This window comes from Kaistia adipata DSM 17808 (assembly GCF_000423225.1).
In the GTDB taxonomy this organism is placed as follows: Bacteria; Pseudomonadota; Alphaproteobacteria; order Rhizobiales; family Kaistiaceae; genus Kaistia; species Kaistia adipata.
In genome coordinates this window covers 499945-516723 of record NZ_AUHO01000006.1, presented here as the reverse complement: position 1 = coordinate 516723, position 16779 = coordinate 499945, and the positions used below count along the sequence as shown (strand labels likewise).

The following is a 16779-nucleotide window of genomic DNA, read 5'->3' as shown; positions in this document are numbered from 1 at the left end:
ATTATTCGAGTTGACGGCTGCTTCCGCTGCCGTGAACCGTCCTAACCGATCAGAGCAGGCGACGCGAGCGAAGCGGTATCAGAAAGCGGCGTAGCCCGAACGTGTCGCACCGCAGGCGATGCCCTTGGTCATGCACAGGCTGACGGCGGATGCGCGGGCGTCGCGGATTTCCGAATGGGACGGGCGCTGGACGAGTTCGGCGAGGCCGATGCCGACGAGTGTGGCAAAGAAGGTGACGGCGAAGAACGAACGAGTGGCCATGACGCGGTACTCCAAAAGGCCCAAATCGACGGCGGGATCCTGCGCCCCCACAGCTGAACCCGACCTGAAACCTGCGTTCAGATATCGTTCGGAATTCTTGCGAATTGATTAAAATTGTCCCGATCTTAGCGGTTTGGTCACCGTATCGGCGCGCCGCCGCCATCTTCCCGCCTTGACGCTACGGCCGAATTCCGTCATCACGCTCGCATGACGGCTTTTCCGCATTTCAACGGCATTTACTGCTGCGGGATTATTACCGGCTAGCACGCGCTGGCTGAGGCCGTTCCTCTGTTCCATTCCGATAGAGACGAACGCCCCGGCCGGCGGGGTTTTGTTCATCGGGATCGATCAATGACGCTGCGCCTCTACAATACGCTGACGAAGGAAAAGGACGAGCTCAACCCGCTCTTCCACGATCCTGCGACGGGCAAGCCGCATGTCCGCATGTATGTCTGCGGGCCGACGGTCTACGACTTCGCCCATATCGGCAATGCGCGGCCCGTCATCGCCTTCGACGTGCTCTATCGCCTGCTGCGCCATGTCTACGGGCCGGACCACGTCACCTATGTCCGCAACATCACGGACGTCGACGACAAGATCAACGCGCGCGCCGCCGTCGACCATCCCGATCTGCCGCTGAACGAGGCGATCCGCCTCGTCACGGAGAAGACCGATGCCCAGTTCCAGGCGGATGTGGCAGCGCTCGGCTGCCTGCCGCCGACCGAACAGCCGCGGGCCACCGAACATATCGACGGCATGAAGGCGATGATCGAGCGCCTCGTCGCTCGCGGCGTCGCCTATGTCGCCGAGGGCCATGTGCTCTTCTCGCCATCCGCGATGGACGCGCTGAACGGCAAGCTGCCGCGCTATGGCGCGCTGGCGCGCCGCTCGCTCGACGAGATGCTGGCCGGGGCACGAGTTGACGTAGCGCCTTACAAGAAAGAGCCGATGGACTTCGTGCTCTGGAAGCCGTCGGCCGACAACGAGCCGGGCTGGCCGTCGCCGGCCGGCATCGAAGGCCGCGGCCGTCCGGGCTGGCACATCGAGTGCTCGGCCATGTCGATGGCGAAGCTGCTGGAGCCGTTCGGCGGCGGGCTTTCCTGCGACGATCCGCAGAAGAATACGTTCGACATCCATGGCGGCGGCATCGACTTGGTCTTCCCGCACCACGAGAACGAGATCGCGCAGTCCTGCTGCGCCTTCGGTTCGTCGCGCATGGCCAACATCTGGATGCACAACGGCTTCCTGCAGGTCGAAGGCGAGAAGATGTCGAAGAGCCTCGGCAACTTCGTCACCATCCGCGAGTTGCTGGACGAATGGCCGGGCGATGTGCTGCGGATGGTCATGCTCCAAACGCACTACCGGGAGCCTATCGATTGGACGTACTCAAAGTGCATTGCTGCGTCGGCCGAATTGTATGAATGGTCCTCGCTGATTGGCGCTGAGTTCGCCTTGATGGGCGAGGAACCCGACTTCCCGCATGATTCTGCGCTTATTCGGGCGTTGTCCGAGGACATTAATACTCCCGCGGCATTGGCTGAGCTCCGGGCGTACTACAAGAGCGCGAAAGGTGGATCGTTAGAGAGTCGCGCGCTATTGGCTGCTTCGTTGAAGCTAATAGGCTTCAGAAAGCTGGATCAGCCTGGCTTGTTCAGACGGGAGCTCTCGTCGTTGAACGCCGAGAGCTACGGCGTCGTAGAGGCCGTTGAAACAGCGAACAAACTTCGTGCCGCGATTGCCAACACAGCCCCACAGACTGCTATCAGCCAATTGACGTCGATGCTTGAGGCCCCGGGATTTCGGCTTGAGATTGGTCCCGGATCTCGGTTGCTCATTGTGCCAGCGTCGGGTGACCCTGAGATAGTGATCAAGCAAAAGATCGCCGCCCGCCTCGAGGCGCGTCGCGCCAAGAACTTCGCCGAGGCCGACCGCATCCGCGCCGAGCTCGACGGCATGGGCATCGCGCTCAAGGACGCCAAGGACCCGGCGACCGGCGAGATCGTCACGACATGGGAAGTGAAGCGGTGAGGGCGGTCATCGTCTCTGCCTTTTCCGACGCCGTTGCGGTTGGCTCCGGCGCAGGCACCACGCTCGCCGTCATCCCTGCGAAAGCAGGGATCCATGCCGCCGGGTTCGTCGAGGTTGGCAAGGTACTGACTTCAATACCCAAGGCTCCAGCTGAATGGATCCCGGCCTTCGCCGGGATGACGACCGGGGGTGTTCGTCGCGACCGCCCCACTGCCCCGCGCCAGAGTTCACGCGCGCGTTGAAGCGCGCTGCCAACAGAAAGACACCACGATGACCAGCATTCCGCTCGACGAAGACCTGATCGAACAGTTGATCGCCGACCGCATCGCCGCGCGCGAGGCCAAGGACTTCGCCAAGGCCGACGCGATCCGCAAGCAGCTCGACGCGATGGGGCTGGTCATCATCGACGGCAAGGACGAGGTCACCGGCGAGTTCTGGACGACCTGGGATCGCAAGGCCGCACCGGAAGAAGACGCAGAATGACGAAAGAGCGACTTTACCTCTTCGACACGACCCTGCGCGACGGGGCGCAGACCAACGGCGTCGACTTCTCGGTCGAGGACAAGGTGCTGATTGCCGGGCTGCTCGACCAGCTCGGTGTCGACTATGTCGAGGGCGGCTATCCCGGCGCCAATCCGACCGACACCCGCTTCTTCACCGAGAAGCGGACGAGCCGGGCGAAGTTCACCGCCTTCGGCATGACCAAGCGGGCAGGGGTCAGCCTCTCCAACGATCCCGGCATCAACACGCTGCTCGCCTCGGCTTCGGACGCGATCTGCTTCGTCGCCAAGAGCTGGGACTACCAGGTCAAGGTGGCGCTCGGGGCGACCGAGGAGGAAAACCTCGAGGGCATCCGCCAATCGGTCGAGGCCGCCGTGAAGGCGGGCAAGGAAGCGCTCGTCGATTGCGAGCACTTCTTCGACGGCTACAAGGCCAACCCGACCTATGCGCTGGCCTGCGCCAAGGCCGCCTATGACGCCGGCGCGCGCTGGGTCGTGCTCTGCGAGACCAATGGCGGCACGCTGCCGGAGGAAGTCGAGGCGATCGTCCGCGAGGTCGCGAAGACGATCCCTGGCGATCATCTCGGCGTGCATGCGCACAACGACACCGAGCAGGCGGTTGCCAATTCGCTGGCCGCGATCCGGGGCGGCGCGCGCCAGATCCAGGGCACGCTGAACGGTATCGGCGAGCGCTGCGGCAACGCCAACCTGACCTCGATCATCCCGACGCTGAGGCTGAAGCCGGCCTATGCCGACCGCTTCGAGATCGGCGTGACGGCCGAGGGCCTGAAGGGGCTCACCGCGCTGTCGCATCGCTTCGACGAGATCGTCAATCGCGCCCCCAACCGGCAGGCGCCCTATGTCGGCGCCTCCGCCTTCGCGACCAAGGCCGGCATCCATGCTTCGGCGATCGTCAAGGATCCCAGCACCTACGAGCATGTGAAGCCGGAGCTGGTCGGCAATCACCGCCGCGTGCTCGTCTCCGACCAGGCCGGCCGTTCCAACCTGCTGGCGGAGCTGTCGCGCCTCGGCATCACGGTCGACAAGGCCGATCGTCGCCTCGACGCGCTGCTGGCCGAGGTCAAGGAGCGTGAGGCGGTCGGCTATTCCTACGAGGGCGCCGACGCGTCCTTCGAGCTCCTGGCTCGCCGCACGCTCGGCAGCGTTCCGGACTATTTCACCGTCGAGAGCTTCCATGTGACTGTCGAGCGCCGCTTCAACGCGGTCGGCAAGCAGATCTCGGTCTCGGAGGCCGTGGTGAAGCTGATCGTCGGCGGCGCGCGGCTTTTGACGGTCGAGGAGGGCAATGGCCCCGTCAACGCGCTCGACCGCGCGCTGCGCAAGGACCTCGGTGTCTACCAGGACATCATCTCGGACCTCGAGCTGATCGACTACAAGGTCCGCATCCTGAACGGCGGTACCGAGGCGGTCACCCGCGTCCTGATCGAGACGCGCGACGGCGCCGGCGAGAGCTGGATGACGATCGGCGTATCGGAAAACGTGGTCGACGCCTCGTTCGAGGCGCTGCACGACTCGATCATCTACAAGCTGATCAAGTCGGGCGCCAAGCCGGCGCACGGCTGACAGGAAGGCTCACGCCGGGCGGAGGCGGAAAGTCGACCCGCCCGGTGTCCAGCCTCAGAGATCGGCGATCGGCATTGGCTCGACTTCGAGCGCCCGGGTGACGCGTTCCGTGGTGGCCTTGCGTAGCTTCGGCAGGATGTCGGTGGCGCTGTCGGCGACGAGATAATTGACCTCGAAGCCGCTGCGGATGAAGCCGGCCGATGCCATGTGGCGAAGCAGGGCGATCAGCGGGTCCCAGAAGCCGTTGATGTTGGCGATCAGGACCGGCTTCCGGTGCCGGCCGAGCTGCGCCCAGGTCATCATCTCGACCAGTTCCTCGAGCGTGCCGATGCCGCCGGGCAGGGCGACGAACGCGTCGGACTGCTCGAACATCAGCCGCTTGCGCTCGTGCATATCGTTGGTGACGACGAGCTCATGCGCCGTTTCCAGCATCACTTCGCGTTCCTTCAGGAACTGCGGGATGATTCCGGTGACGTGGCCGCCTGCCGCCATGACCGAGCGGGCGGTGATGCCCATCAGTCCGATGGCGCCGCCGCCATAGACGAGACCGATGCCGGCCTCGCCCATTGCCGTGCCAAGTTGCTCGGCGGACGCCGCGTAGATCGGATCGTCGCCTGCGGAAGAGCCACAATAGACGCAAATCGAAGAAAGCTCGGTCATGACGCCTTCCTCGCATCCGGGGCGGGCGACCGTCAAGCTGCGGCCAATCTGCCGCAGTGCCTTGGAAACTGCGGTTTCCTCGCCTTGTGGCGTCCTTGAAAGCGGGTATAACAAGGCGGAGAATAGGCCGGGAATACCGAGGAGTCGGCAACCGGCAGGGGAAACAGGCCCGCGGGCGCGGAACGCGCAACGACGTTCCGTTTTGAGCGACAGGTTTGAGCATTCATGGCTGAACAGACACCTCCCGGACCCAAGACATCTGGTCGCGTCGCCGGCATCGTCGCCGTCGCCGCGATCCTGGTCGGGGGGTATTATGGCCTGATCGCCAAACCGACGGCCGAGAAGACGCGCACGCCCGAGCAGGAGGCCAGCGCGCCTCCGGCCGATGCCAAGGCGCCGGCCGCGAACGCCGAGAAGGCGCCGGAGCCCGCGAAGGCCGCCGAGGCCGGCAAGACCTCGGAAGGCGAGGGCGCCGCTGCCAAGTCCGGCGCCGGTACGGAGCAGAAGGCCGAGGTGCCGGCCGAGGGCGCGGTTCCGAGCTTTGATATCGTCCGCGTCGAGCCGACCGGAGAGACGGTAGTCGCCGGCCTGGCCGCGCCGAAGTCCAAGGTTGAGTTGCTCGATGGCTCATCGACGGTCGCCACCGCCGAGGCGAATGAGCGGGGCGAGTGGGCCGTCGCGATCGAGAAGCCGCTGGCGCCCGGCACGCACGACCTCTCGATCCGCACGACGTCGCCCGACAAGAAGGTCGAGACTCTCTCCGAGCAGAGCGTGGCTGTGCAGGTGCAGGAGCCCGGCAAGGGTGAGGCGCTAGTGGTGTTGAACACGCCGGATTCGGCAAGCAAGGTGCTGCAGAAGCCGGTCGCGTCGGCCGAGCAGCAGGTGGCCTCAGCGACGCAGCAGCCATCCGCATCCGAGCCGCCCAAGGCCGGGTCGAACGGCGATGCAAGCGCGGCCGGGACCGCTCCGGCAGCGGAGGCGCCCGCCGCCGCGGCGGCGCAGCCCGATGCCTCGCAGCCGGCAGGCAGCGCGACCGTGGACGCGGCCGCGCCGAAGGCTGGCGAAGCGCCGCAGCAGCAGGCCGATGCCGGCCCGGCGGCAGGTGAGCCGGCTGCAGGCGCGACCGAAAAGACGATCGCCGCCCCGGAGGGCAAGGACGGCGCCAGCGCGACGGCCGACGCCTCCAAGGCGGCTGCCGAGCCGAAGGTCACCGTCGACGCGGTCGAGGTCGAGGACGGCAAGCTCTTCGTCGCCGGATCGGCCAAGTCCAAGGCGCCGGTGCGCGTCTACATGGACGACAAGCTGGTTGGCGAGGCGAAGCCGGAAGAGAACGGCCGCTGGCTGCTGGAGACCAAGCGCACGGTCGAGCCTGGCCGTCGTATCGTTCGCGCCGACCAGGTCGAGGCCGACGGGTCCGGCAAGGTCGTCGAGCGCGCCGAGGTTCCGTTCGAGCGGACCGAGGACGTCGCGATGCTGGCGCCGGTCGTGGCGACGGGCGGCGGCGGCAGCGGCGCGTCGGCGGATGGCAACGTCCCTGCGCCGCAGAGCGTCATCATCCGTCGTGGCGACAATCTCTGGACGATCTCGCGCCGGCTCTACGGCCGCGGCATCCGCTATTCCACGATCTATGAAGCCAATCACGATCAGATCCGCAGCCCGCATCTGATCTACCCGGGCCAGACCTTCGTCCTGCCGGCCGGGGACGCCAACTGGACGAACTGAACCACCGCCACCACATGTGTCGGGACGTGTCGCCGCACGTCCCGTGAAATCCGCGCCCGGGAAAGCCTCCCGGCGCGGATTTGACGTTGCGCGGATGCGCGACCGCAGTCAATCTGGAGAGACGTCCAATGAGCGCGACCAACAGCGCCGAGCCGAAGGCGGGCAAGAACCCGCCGGTCGAGGAGCGAGACGCCACCGCGTTCTCCACCATCGCCGCCCTTTGGCCCTATATCTGGCCGAAGGACCGTGCCGACCTCAAGATTCGTGTTGCTGGCGCCCTGGTCATCCTGGTGCTTGCCAAGGTTCTGACCGTCTGCATCCCCTTCCTCTACAAATGGGCGACGGACGCACTCGTCTCACCCGCGAATGCCGCCGGCGACAAGTCGGGCCTCTCCCTGATTATCGCCGCGCCGATCATGCTGGTCATCGCCTATGGCGTCGGCCGCATCCTGCTCAACGCCTTCAACCAGCTCCGCGATGCGCTGTTTGCGCGCGTCAGCGAGAACGCGATCCGCAAGCTGGGCCACCGCGCCTTCGTGCACATGCACCGCCTGTCGCTGCGCTTCCATCTGCAGCGCCGCACCGGCGGCCTGTCGCGGACCATGGACCACGGGATGAAGGGCATCGACTCGATCGTCGACCACATCATCCTGAACACGTTCCCGACCCTGCTCGAGTTCCTGCTGGCGGCGGTCGTCATCGCCTGGCAGTTCAATTTCTCCTATGTCGTCGTCATCTCGCTGACCATTGTCGCCTATGTCTGGTTCACGGTGGTCGCCTCCAACTGGCGCATCGCCATTCGTCGCGAGATGAACGCCTCCGACACAGAGGCCAACTCGAAGGCGGTGGACTCGCTGCTCAACTACGAGACGGTGAAGTATTTCGGCAACGAGGCGATGGAGGCGGCGCGCTACGACAAGTCGCTGGCGCGCTACGAGGCCGCCTCGATCAAGACCTGGACGTCGCTCGCCTGGCTGAACTTCGGCCAGACGGTGATCTTCACGACGGGCATGACGATCTGCATGGCGCTCAGCGGCATGGCGATCATGCGCGGCGAGCAGACGATCGGCGATTTCGTCATGATCAACGCGCTGCTCATCCAGCTGTCCTTCCCGTTGAACTTCATCGGCACCGTCTATCGCGAGCTGAAGCAGGGTCTGGCCGACGTCGAGGCCATGTTCCGCCTGCTCGACATGCCGGAAGAGGTGCAGGACAAGCCGGGCGCGCCGGCGCTCGCCGTCTCGGAGGGCACGGTCCGCTTCGAGAACGTTTCGTTCCACTACGATCCGGCGCGCGAGATCCTGAAGGGCGTCAGCTTCGAGGTTCCGGCCGGCAAGACGGTCGCCATCGTCGGCCCCTCGGGCGCCGGCAAGTCGACGATCTCGCGCCTGCTGTTCCGCTTCTACGATGTCTCCGCCGGTCGCATCACCATCGACGGCGTCGACATCCGCGACGTCCAGCAGGCGAGCGTGCGGGCCGTGATCGGCATGGTTCCGCAGGATACGGTGCTGTTCAACGACACGATCGCCTACAACATTCGCTATGGCCGGCCGAGCGCCAGCATGGAGGAAGTCTACGAGGCGGCGCGGATGGCGCAGATCGCCAACTTCATCGAGGCACTGCCGGATGGCTATGATTCGGAAGTCGGCGAGCGCGGCCTGAAGCTCTCGGGCGGCGAGAAGCAGCGCGTGGCGATCGCCCGCACGATTCTGAAGGCGCCGCCGATCCTCGTGCTGGACGAGGCGACCTCGGCGCTCGACACGCATACCGAGCGGGAAATCCAGGGCGCACTCGACCGGGTGTCGTCGGGACGCACCACGCTCGTCATCGCGCATCGTCTTTCCACAGTTGTGACAGCCGACGAAATCATCGTGCTCGAAGCCGGCCAGATCCTGGAGCGCGGCAACCACGACACGCTGATGCGCCTCGGCGGACTCTATGCCTCCATGTGGGATCGCCAGCGTGAAGCCGACGAGGCGGCCGAGCGGCTGCGGCAGGTTCAGGAGACCGATACGATGGGTGTCGTGCTGCGCGGACCGAAGGCGGGATTGGAGACGGTTGGATAGTCCGGCTTCACACTTCGGCCTATCCGTGATTTACCGAACCGCTGCTTATTCTGGGAGACAGGGCAAGGCATGGATTCTGTGCTGAAATCGATCCGGGCGAACCTCGTGCCGATCCACCGCGAGGGCTATCCCTTCATTGCGATCTTCGCCTTCGTCACGTTGTTCCTGGGTTGGCTGTGGGGGCCGCTGTTCTGGCTCGGCCTGGTCCTGACCGCATGGTGCACCTATTTCTTCCGCGATCCGTCGCGGGTGACGCCCATCGATCCGGATCTGGTGATCAGCCCCGCCGACGGCCGGGTCTCGGCTGTCGGCCCCGTCGTGCCGCCGCCGGAGCTCGAGCTGGGAACGGCGCCGCGCGTGCGGATCTCCGTCTTCATGAACGTCTTCAACTGCCACGTGAACCGCGCGCCGGTCGCCGGCAGTGTCCGTCGCATCGCCTACAAGCCCGGCAAGTTCCTGAATGCTGAACTGGACAAGGCGAGCGAGGACAATGAGCGCAACGGCCTCGTCATCGACGGCGTCCATGGCAAGCTGGGCGTCGTGCAGATCGCCGGCCTAGTGGCGCGCCGCATCGTCTGCTTTACCCGCGAGGGGGCCGAACTGGCCGCCGGCGAGCGCTTCGGCCTGATCCGCTTCGGCTCGCGTCTCGACGTCTACCTGCCCGAAGGCGCGGTGCCGCTCGTGGCCGAGGGGCAGACCGCCGTCGCCGGCGAGACGGTGCTGGCCCGCTTTGGCCAGGGTGGTGCGATCAGTGGCGTCCGGGTCGACTGACATGGAGACGATCTTTCCGCCCTTCGATCCGGACGACGAGGGCGGTCATCGTCCACGCCTGCGCCAGGTGCGGCAGATTCCGATCCGGATGATCCTGCCCAACCTCGTGACGCTCCTGGCGCTCTGCGCCGGACTGACCGCGATCCGCATGGCGATCGAGGCGCGCTATGGCGAGGCGATCTCGATGATCGTCATCGCGGCGGTGCTCGACGGCATCGACGGGCGGGTGGCGCGTCTGCTGCGCTCGACGTCGCGCTTCGGGGCGGAGCTCGATTCGCTGACGGATTTCGTCAATTTCGGCGTCGCGCCGGCGATCCTGCTCTATGTCTGGACGCTGGACGAGGTGCGTTCGCTCGGCTGGATCGCGGCGCTCGTCTTCGCCATCTGCGCTGCGTTGCGCCTGGCGCGGTTCAATGTCTCGATCGACAACCCGAACAAACCGGACTGGCAGGCGAATTTCTTCGTCGGCGTGCCGGCGCCGGCGGGTGCCTTGATCGTCCTGCTTCCGGTCTATCTCGAATATCTCGACCTGCCGCACAACAGCTTCACGGCTCCGCTGGTGCTCGTCTACACCATCGCGGTCGGGCTGCTGATGGTCAGCCGGCTGCCGACCTGGTCTGGCAAGAAGTTCGGCGCCCGCGTGCCGCGCGAGGCCGTCCTGCCGCTTTTCGTGCTGGTGGTGGTTCTGGCCGCTTCTCTGTTGAGCTACCCGTGGCATCTGCTGGCGGCGGGCGCCTTCATCTATCTGGCGGCCTTGCCGATCGGCTGGCGCGCCTGGAAGAAGCATCGACGCGAGGATCAGGCGGCGGCTGCCGGATCGACCGAGACCGAAATCGGCGACAGCATCTAGCAAAAGAAAAGCCGGTGGGCCCGCCCACCGGCTTCTTCAATTGGGAAAGGGTTGGCGTCAGCCGTGGCTGGCGACGGCCTGCATGCGCTCGTCATAGGGAACGTGGGCGAAGGCGCCATCGATGGCGTCGGCAGCGTTCGGAGCCATCAGTTCGAGAACGCGGCGCATCTGCGCGATCTGCAGGTCGAGGGCCGCCATGAAGCGCGGGTCGTCGGCGGGGAGGCTGGTGGCCTGGAACTGCGGGTGCGCGATCTGCATTCGGTCCTCCTTCGGACGGGCGGCAGCAGGCGTCGCTACCAATTGTTTAGATTCTGGGCCATGTAGGTTAACGCCGCGTGAATCGGCGGGGCGCGTTAACGCTGTGAATCCAGTTTTCCAGCCACGAGCCGCCGTCGCCGCTTCGCGGGCGATAACCATTCGCCAAGGGGCGGGACCAGCATGACGACATCCTATCCGCGTGACCTGATCGGTTATGGCCGCAACCCGCCCGATCCGAAGTGGCCGGGCGGCGCCAATGCCGCGGTGCAGTTCGTCGTCAACTACGAGGAGGGCGGCGAGAGCAACATCCTCGATGGCGACAAGGCGTCGGAATCGCTACTCTCGGAGATCGTCGGCGCCCAGCCCTGGGTCGGCCAGCGCAACCTCAACATGGAATCGATCTACGAGTATGGCTCCCGCGCCGGCTTCTGGCGGCTCTGGCGGATGTTCACCAGCCGCCGCGTGCCGGTCACTTGCTATGGCGTCACGCTGGCGATGGCGCGTAATCCGGAAGCCGTCGCCGCCATGAAGGAGGCGGACTGGGAACTGGCCAGCCACGGCCTGCGCTGGCTCGAATACAAGGACTTCTCCGAGGAGGAGGAGCGGCGCCACATCCACGAGGCGATCCGCCTGCACACCGAGGTCGCGGGCTCCCGGCCGCTCGGCTTCTACCAGGGCAAGCCGTCCGACAATACACTCAAGATCCTGATGGAGGAGGGAGGTTTCCTCTATACGTCAGACAGTTACGCCGACGACCTGCCATACTGGATCAAGGGTCCGAACGGCCCGCACCTGATCATTCCCTACACGCTCGAGACCAACGACATGCGGTTTGCGACGCCGCAGGGTTTCAACGCCGGCGACCAATTCTTCACCTATCTGAAGGACACTTTCGACGTGCTCTACGAGGAGGGCGAGCAGGGTTCGCCGAAGATGATGAGCGTCGGGCTGCATTGCCGCCTCGTCGGCCGGCCTGGCCGCGCCGCGGCGCTGGCGCGCTTCGTCGACTACGTGCTGGCCAAGGAGAAGGTCTGGATCCCGCGTCGTATCGACATCGCCTGGCACTGGCACGCCCACCACAGGCCTGCGTGAAATGGCGGCAGTCCGCCGCTTTTCCTTGAATCGGAGATGCGCAGCGGATACTCCCATCAAGCATGGGAAAAGCGCTGATTCCGCCGACGGGCGGCCATGTCGAAAGCATCAATCTCCGCGAGGCGCTTGAAGAGCGCTATCTCGCCTATGCTCTCTCCACGATCATGGGGCGAGCGCTGCCGGACGCGCGGGACGGGCTGAAGCCGGTCCACCGCCGCATCCTCTACGGCATGCACCTGCTGCGCCTCGATCCGAACTCCGCCTTCAAGAAGTCGGCCAAGATCGTCGGCGACGTGATGGGCTCGTTCCATCCGCATGGCGACCAGTCGATCTACGACGCGCTCGTGCGCCTCGCCCAGGATTTCTCGTCGCGCTATCCGCTCGTCGACGGTCAGGGCAATTTCGGCAACATCGACGGCGACGGTGCGGCGGCCTACCGCTATACCGAAGCGCGCATGACCGAAGTCGCGCAGATGCTGCTCGAAGGCATCGACGAAGACGCGATCGATTTCCGCGAGAACTATTCCGGTGACCTCAAGGAGCCGGTGGTCTTGCCGGCGAGCATTCCGAACCTGCTCGCCAACGGTACCTCGGGCATCGCGGTCGGCATGGCGACGTCGGTGCCCCCGCACAACATCGCGGAACTGTGCGACGCCGCGCTCGTGCTGATCAAGAACCCCGACGCTCCGGTCGAGGAGCTCGTGCAGCACGTCCAGGGACCGGACCTGCCGACGGGCGGCATCATCGTCGACAACCGCGCCCAGATCACCGAGGCTTACCGGACCGGCAAGGGCGGCTTCCGCGTCCGCGCGCGGTGGCATGTCGAGGACCAGGGCCGCGGCACGTACCAGATCGTCGTCACCGAGATCCCCTATCAGGTGCAGAAGTCGCGCCTGATCGAGAAGATCGCCGAGCTGATCCAGACGCGGAAGGTGCCGCTGCTGGCGGACGTGCGCGACGAGTCGGCCGAGGACATCCGCGTCGTGCTCGAACCGCGGGCGCGCACCGTCGACGCCGCGCTCCTGATGGAGTCGCTCTTCAAGCTGACGGAGCTCGAGAGCCGCATCTCGCTCAACATGAACGTCCTCTCCAAGGGCGTCGTGCCGAAGGTGATGAACCTCGCCGAGGTGCTGAAGGAGTGGCTGGAGCATCGCCGCGAGGTGTTGGTGCGGCGCTCCGCCTACCGGCTGGCGCAGATCAAGCACCGCCTGGAAGTGCTGGACGGCTATCTCGTCGCCTATCTGAACCTCGACGAGGTGATCCGGATCATCCGCTATGAGGATGAGCCGAAGCAGGAACTGATGCGGACCTTCTCGCTCACCGAGCTGCAGGCCGACTCGATCCTGAACATGCGGTTGCGTTCGCTGCGCAAGCTCGAGGAATTCGAGATCCGCAAGGAGCACGATTCGCTGAGCGCCGAGATGGAGCAGATCGAGGCGCTGCTCGGCTCTGAGGAAAAGCAGTGGCAGACGGTGGCCTGGCAGGTGAAGGAGGTCCGCAAGACCTTCGGTCCCGACACGCCGCTCGGCAAGCGCCGCACCGGCTTCGCTGACGCGCCGGAGCACGATGTCGAGGATATCCAGCAGTCGATGATCGAGCGCGAGCCGATCACGGTGGTGGTTTCCGAGAAGGGCTGGATCCGGGCGCTCAAGGGGCACGTCACGGATACCTCGACGCTGACCTTCAAGACCGACGACTCGCTGAAGCTCGCGCTGCATGCCGAGACGACGGACAAGTTGCTGGTCTTCTCGACCGGCGGCAAGTTCTACACGCTCGGCGCCGACAAGCTGCCGGGGGGCCGCGGCCATGGCGAGCCGATACGGCTCATGGTCGACATGGACAACGCGCAGGACATCGTCACCGTGTTCGTGCACAAGCCCGGCCGCAAGCTGCTGCTGGCCTCGACGGACGGGCGCGGCTTCGTCGTGCCGGAAACCGAGGTCATCGCCAATACCCGCAAGGGCAAGCAGGTGCTGAACGTCGACGGCACCGAGGAGGCGCGGATCTGCGTCGAGGCGGGTGGCGATTTCGTCGCCATCATCGGCCAGAACCGCAAGTTCCTGATCTTCCCGGCCGAGCAGCTGCCGGAGATGACGCGCGGCAAGGGCGTTCGCCTGCAGCGCTACAAGGATGGCGGACCGTCCGACGTCAGGACCTTCTCGGCGGCGGAGGGGCTGACCTGGATGGATTCTTCCGGGCGGAGCTATACGCGGACGGCCGAGGAGCTGAAGCCCTGGGTCGCCGAGCGTGGCCAAGCAGGCCGACTGCCGCCCGACAAGTTCCCGAAGACCAACAGCTTCGGCACGCCGCAGCTGCGCTGACAGATTACTCTTGGGCCGCCGGTTCCCAGCCGCGCGGCCCGAGATGCTCCTGCGGCTTGAATCGGGCCTTGTAGGCCATCTTGCGCGATCCCTCGACCCAGTAGCCGAGATAGACGTAGGGCAGCCCCATCCGCCGCGCGCGGCGGATGTGGTCGAGGATCATCAGCGTACCGAGCGAGCGGTCGGTGTAGTCCGGCTCGTAGAACGAATAGACCATCGACAGGCCGTCGGAGAGCAGGTCGGTCAGCGCCGTGGCGATGAGCGGACCCTCGCCCTGGCCGGTCAGCGCCGTGTCCGGTCCGCGGAAGCGATACTCGACCAGCATCGTGTCGACATGCGTGTCCTCGACCATCATCGCGTAGTCGAGCACGGTCATGTCGGCCATGCCGCCCTGGGCATGGCGAGCGTCGAGATAGGCGCGGAACAGCGAGTACTGTTCCGAGGTGGGAGCGGCGTCGACCCGGGTGCCGACCAGGTCCTGGTTCTTGTCGAGGACGCGCCGGAAGCTCTTCGTCATGGCGAAGCCCTCCACGGGAACGCGCACGGACACGCACGCCTTGCAGGCCTCGCAGGCCGGCCGGTAGGCGATGTTTTGGCTGCGCCGGAAGCCGCCCTGGGTCAGGATCTCGTTGAGCGCGGAAGCCTTCTCGCCAACCAGGTGCGTGAACACCTTCCGTTCCATCTGACCGGGGAGGTAGGGGCAGGGAGATGGCGCCGTCAGGAAGAACTGCGGCGTTTCAGTGGAGTGCTGGGTCATGGCGCGAAGGGCCCGGACGATATGCTTCGACGGACGATAATACGTTGTCCGTCGAAGCCAAGTATGAAATGCGCGCGATCAGCGCCGGGTGCGGGCCAGCGGGTCGACATTCATGATCACGGTGCCGAGCAGCATGTCGTGCAGCAGGCGCTTGCGGTTCGAGAACAGCCCGACCAGAAGCACGAGCGGCGTCAGGATCGAGACGGAGAACCAGAAGAGCAGCGCATGCGCCGAGGCGATGATGGCGCCAATGCGCTCGCCATCCGTCGAGCGAATGGTGACGCCGGCAAGCCGCATCCCTGGCGTCGCCGCCTTGGGGCCGCCCAGCGTCAGGGCGACATAGAGCAGGGCGACGATCGCGAAGAGCGGCAGCGCGAACAGGAACCAGGCGACGCCGAGCGTGACCACGCCCATCGCCAGGATGACGACCGACGCCAGCAGCAGGAAGAAGCCGATCAGGATCGCGTCGACGATGAACGCGAAGAAACGCTTCGTCAGCACGCCGTCGAAGAGCTCGGGCTCCCGCACCGGGTCGAATACCTGACCGGCGGCACGATAGGCGTCATCATAGTGCGTCATGGAAGTTCCTGGTTGAGTGACTTGTGAATCAGATGGGAAAGGATTCCCGATCCTACAAGAATGCGGGATCCATGCCTGCCTGGTCAGGGCGGCGCCATCCGTTCGACGGTATAGCCGCGCGTCGCGAGTGCCGTGACGATCTCGCCGGCATGCTCCGGCCCGTGGGTCTCGATCGTCACGTCGACGCTGGCGCCCTTGGCCGGAACGGTGAGCAGGTTCCGATGGTGGAACACCTCCAGGATGTTGCCGCCACACGTCCCGATGGTCGCGGCGATGTCGGCGAGGACACCGGGCTGGTCGGGGATGATGACGCGCACGGCGATGATCCGCTCGGAACGCGCCAGGTCGCGGACCATGATCGAGGCCGCGAGCCTTGGATCGATGTTCCCGCCGCAGAGCACGAGCCCGACGCGCCGGCCGCGGAAGTGCCTGGGATTATCGAGCATGGCCGCCAGGCCCGCCGCGCCAGCCCCTTCCGCCATGGTCTTCTGCAGGGTCAGGTAGGCATTGACGGCGCGCTCGATCGCCGCTTCCGGCACCAGCACGACGTCGTCGACGAAGCGACGCGCAATTTCCAGCGTCAGGGTGCCGACATTCTTGACCGCGATGCCCTCGGCGAGCGAGTTGCCCCCGCAGACGCCCTCGACGCCATCGAGCGCCGCGCGCATGGACGGGTAGAGTTCCGTCTCCACGCCGATGATCTCGGTCTGGGGGGCGAGCGCCTTGGTGGCGATGGCTATGCCGCCGATGAGGCCGCCGCCGCCGACCGGCACGAGCAGGCAGTCCAGCGGCGGGCCGTCCTCGAACATCTCGAGCGCGACCGTGCCCTGTCCGCGGATCACATGCGGGTCGTCATAGGGATGGACCCATACCGCGCCCGTCTCGTCGGCGATGGCGCCTGCCAGCGCCTGGCAGATGGCCAGCGTCTCGCCCTCGACGACGACGCGCGCCCCGAAGTCCCGCGTGGCCTCGACCTTCACGAACGGCGTCGTCTTCGGCATGACGATGGTGGCCGGAATGCCGAGGCGCTGCGCATGATAGGCGACGGCCTGCGCGTGGTTTCCGGCCGACATCGCCACGACGCCGCGCCGGCGCTCCTCCGGCGACAGCGACAGCAGCTTCACCAGCGCTCCGCGTTCCTTGAAGGACGAGGTCACCTGCAGGTTCTCGTATTTGACGTGGACCTCGGCGCCGGTCAGGCGGGAGAGACGCGGCGCCGGCAGAAACGGCGTGCGGATCAGGACGCCGTCGATCTGGCTCGCCGCGTCGCGAATGTCCTGCAGGGTCGGGATGGACGGAAGCTTGGGATCGGGCATGGCGGCTCCGGTGT

15 protein-coding genes are annotated in these 16779 nt (G+C 65.8%); 9 read left to right on the top strand and 6 right to left on the bottom strand.

The features are described from left to right. Window positions 1–78 precede the first annotated feature (78 nt). Window positions 79–261, bottom strand: coding sequence for a hypothetical protein (locus tag G539_RS0102715; protein ID WP_035829889.1), 183 nt, complete (start codon window positions 259–261; stop codon window positions 79–81). Between the two features lie 351 nt (window positions 262–612). On the opposite strand from G539_RS0102715, the gene cysS reads away from it, so the two are divergent. The 3 genes from cysS (at window position 613) to cimA (ending at window position 4373) form a co-directional block, all read left to right on the top strand. Continuing rightward, complete coding sequence (gene cysS / locus G539_RS0102710) at window positions 613–2289, top strand: cysteine--tRNA ligase (RefSeq protein WP_029073832.1); 1677 nt, start codon at window positions 613–615, stop codon at window positions 2287–2289. Window positions 2290–2478: 189 nt separating this feature from the next. Next, window positions 2479–2772: a CysS/YqeB C-terminal domain-containing protein gene (locus tag G539_RS0102705; RefSeq protein WP_156911756.1), complete on the top strand. Its 294-nt coding sequence runs from the start codon at window positions 2479–2481 to the stop codon at window positions 2770–2772. After that, window positions 2769–4373: a citramalate synthase gene (gene cimA / locus G539_RS0102700; RefSeq protein ID WP_029073830.1), complete on the top strand. Its 1605-nt coding sequence runs from the start codon at window positions 2769–2771 to the stop codon at window positions 4371–4373. Before G539_RS0102705 ends, cimA begins: the two co-directional genes overlap by 4 nt. A gap of 54 nt (window positions 4374–4427) precedes the next feature. Here the strand turns inward: cimA and G539_RS0102695 are convergent, their stop codons facing one another. Beyond that, entirely contained in the window at window positions 4428–5033 is a 606-nt protein-coding gene (locus G539_RS0102695; RefSeq protein ID WP_029073829.1) for an LOG family protein, read from the bottom strand. Between the two features lie 225 nt (window positions 5034–5258). Here G539_RS0102695 and G539_RS23485 point away from each other — a divergent pair, with 225 nt between their 5' ends. The 4 genes from G539_RS23485 to pssA all read left to right on the top strand — a co-directional run bounded on the left by G539_RS23485 (window position 5259) and on the right by pssA (window position 10442). After that, the gene (locus tag G539_RS23485; RefSeq protein WP_051231036.1) at window positions 5259–6755 is read left to right on the top strand and encodes a LysM peptidoglycan-binding domain-containing protein; all 1497 of its coding nucleotides are present in this window, start codon (window positions 5259–5261) and stop codon (window positions 6753–6755) included. Window positions 6756–6883: 128 nt separating this feature from the next. Then, window positions 6884–8821, top strand: coding sequence for an ABCB family ABC transporter ATP-binding protein/permease (locus G539_RS0102685; RefSeq protein WP_029073828.1), 1938 nt, complete (start codon window positions 6884–6886; stop codon window positions 8819–8821). 69 nt (window positions 8822–8890) lie between these two features. After that, a complete protein-coding gene (locus G539_RS0102680) occupies window positions 8891–9592 on the top strand; it encodes a phosphatidylserine decarboxylase (RefSeq protein WP_029073827.1) in 702 nt (233 codons plus the stop codon). A 1-nt stretch (window position 9593) separates the two neighbouring features. Next, complete coding sequence (gene pssA, locus G539_RS23480) at window positions 9594–10442, top strand: CDP-diacylglycerol--serine O-phosphatidyltransferase (RefSeq protein WP_051231035.1); 849 nt, start codon at window positions 9594–9596, stop codon at window positions 10440–10442. A 57-nt stretch (window positions 10443–10499) separates the two neighbouring features. Here pssA and G539_RS0102670 read toward each other — a convergent pair whose 3' ends face one another. Continuing rightward, window positions 10500–10700 carry a hypothetical protein gene (locus G539_RS0102670; protein WP_029073826.1) on the bottom strand — a complete coding sequence of 67 codons (201 nt, stop codon included), beginning with the start codon at window positions 10698–10700 and terminating at the stop codon, window positions 10500–10502. Window positions 10701–10880: 180 nt separating this feature from the next. On the opposite strand from G539_RS0102670, the gene puuE reads away from it, so the two are divergent. Both puuE and parC read left to right on the top strand, forming a co-directional pair. Next, entirely contained in the window at window positions 10881–11792 is a 912-nt protein-coding gene (gene puuE, locus G539_RS0102665) for an allantoinase PuuE (protein WP_029073825.1), read from the top strand. 62 nt (window positions 11793–11854) lie between these two features. Continuing rightward, window positions 11855–14113, top strand: a complete 2259-nt coding sequence (parC, locus tag G539_RS0102660; protein ID WP_029073824.1) for a DNA topoisomerase IV subunit A — start codon at window positions 11855–11857, stop codon at window positions 14111–14113. Between the two features lie 4 nt (window positions 14114–14117). Here parC and G539_RS0102655 read toward each other — a convergent pair whose 3' ends face one another. From G539_RS0102655 to G539_RS0102645, 3 genes are all read right to left on the bottom strand, one after another. Then, a complete protein-coding gene (locus G539_RS0102655) occupies window positions 14118–14870 on the bottom strand; it encodes an arginyltransferase (protein ID WP_029073823.1) in 753 nt (250 codons plus the stop codon). A 78-nt stretch (window positions 14871–14948) separates the two neighbouring features. After that, the gene (locus G539_RS0102650) at window positions 14949–15449 is read right to left on the bottom strand and encodes an RDD family protein (protein WP_029073822.1); all 501 of its coding nucleotides are present in this window, start codon (window positions 15447–15449) and stop codon (window positions 14949–14951) included. A gap of 83 nt (window positions 15450–15532) precedes the next feature. Further along, on the bottom strand, window positions 15533–16765 hold the full coding sequence (locus G539_RS0102645; RefSeq protein WP_029073821.1) for a threonine ammonia-lyase: 1233 nt from the start codon (window positions 16763–16765) through the stop codon (window positions 15533–15535). Between the last annotated feature and the right edge of the window lie 14 nt (window positions 16766–16779).

Bases quoted from the DNA above. Each gene is read 5' to 3' on its own strand.
- G539_RS0102670 (WP_029073826.1), bottom strand. From the start codon at position 10,700: ATGCAGATCGCGCACCCGCAGTTCCAGGCCACCAGCCTCCCCGCCGAC.
- G539_RS0102685 (WP_029073828.1), top strand. From the start codon at position 6,884: ATGAGCGCGACCAACAGCGCCGAGCCGAAGGCGGGCAAGAACCCGCCG.
- pssA (WP_051231035.1), top strand. From the start codon at position 9,594: ATGGAGACGATCTTTCCGCCCTTCGATCCGGACGACGAGGGCGGTCAT.
- G539_RS0102715 (WP_035829889.1), bottom strand. From the start codon at position 261: ATGGCCACTCGTTCGTTCTTCGCCGTCACCTTCTTTGCCACACTCGTC.
- puuE (WP_029073825.1), top strand. From the start codon at position 10,881: ATGACGACATCCTATCCGCGTGACCTGATCGGTTATGGCCGCAACCCG.
- cysS (WP_029073832.1), top strand. From the start codon at position 613: ATGACGCTGCGCCTCTACAATACGCTGACGAAGGAAAAGGACGAGCTC.
- G539_RS0102645 (WP_029073821.1), bottom strand. From the start codon at position 16,765: ATGCCCGATCCCAAGCTTCCGTCCATCCCGACCCTGCAGGACATTCGC.
- G539_RS0102655 (WP_029073823.1), bottom strand. From the start codon at position 14,870: ATGACCCAGCACTCCACTGAAACGCCGCAGTTCTTCCTGACGGCGCCA.
- G539_RS0102680 (WP_029073827.1), top strand. From the start codon at position 8,891: ATGGATTCTGTGCTGAAATCGATCCGGGCGAACCTCGTGCCGATCCAC.
- G539_RS0102650 (WP_029073822.1), bottom strand. From the start codon at position 15,449: ATGACGCACTATGATGACGCCTATCGTGCCGCCGGTCAGGTATTCGAC.
- parC (WP_029073824.1), top strand. From the start codon at position 11,855: ATGGGAAAAGCGCTGATTCCGCCGACGGGCGGCCATGTCGAAAGCATC.
- G539_RS0102695 (WP_029073829.1), bottom strand. From the start codon at position 5,033: ATGACCGAGCTTTCTTCGATTTGCGTCTATTGTGGCTCTTCCGCAGGC.
- cimA (WP_029073830.1), top strand. From the start codon at position 2,769: ATGACGAAAGAGCGACTTTACCTCTTCGACACGACCCTGCGCGACGGG.
- G539_RS23485 (WP_051231036.1), top strand. From the start codon at position 5,259: ATGGCTGAACAGACACCTCCCGGACCCAAGACATCTGGTCGCGTCGCC.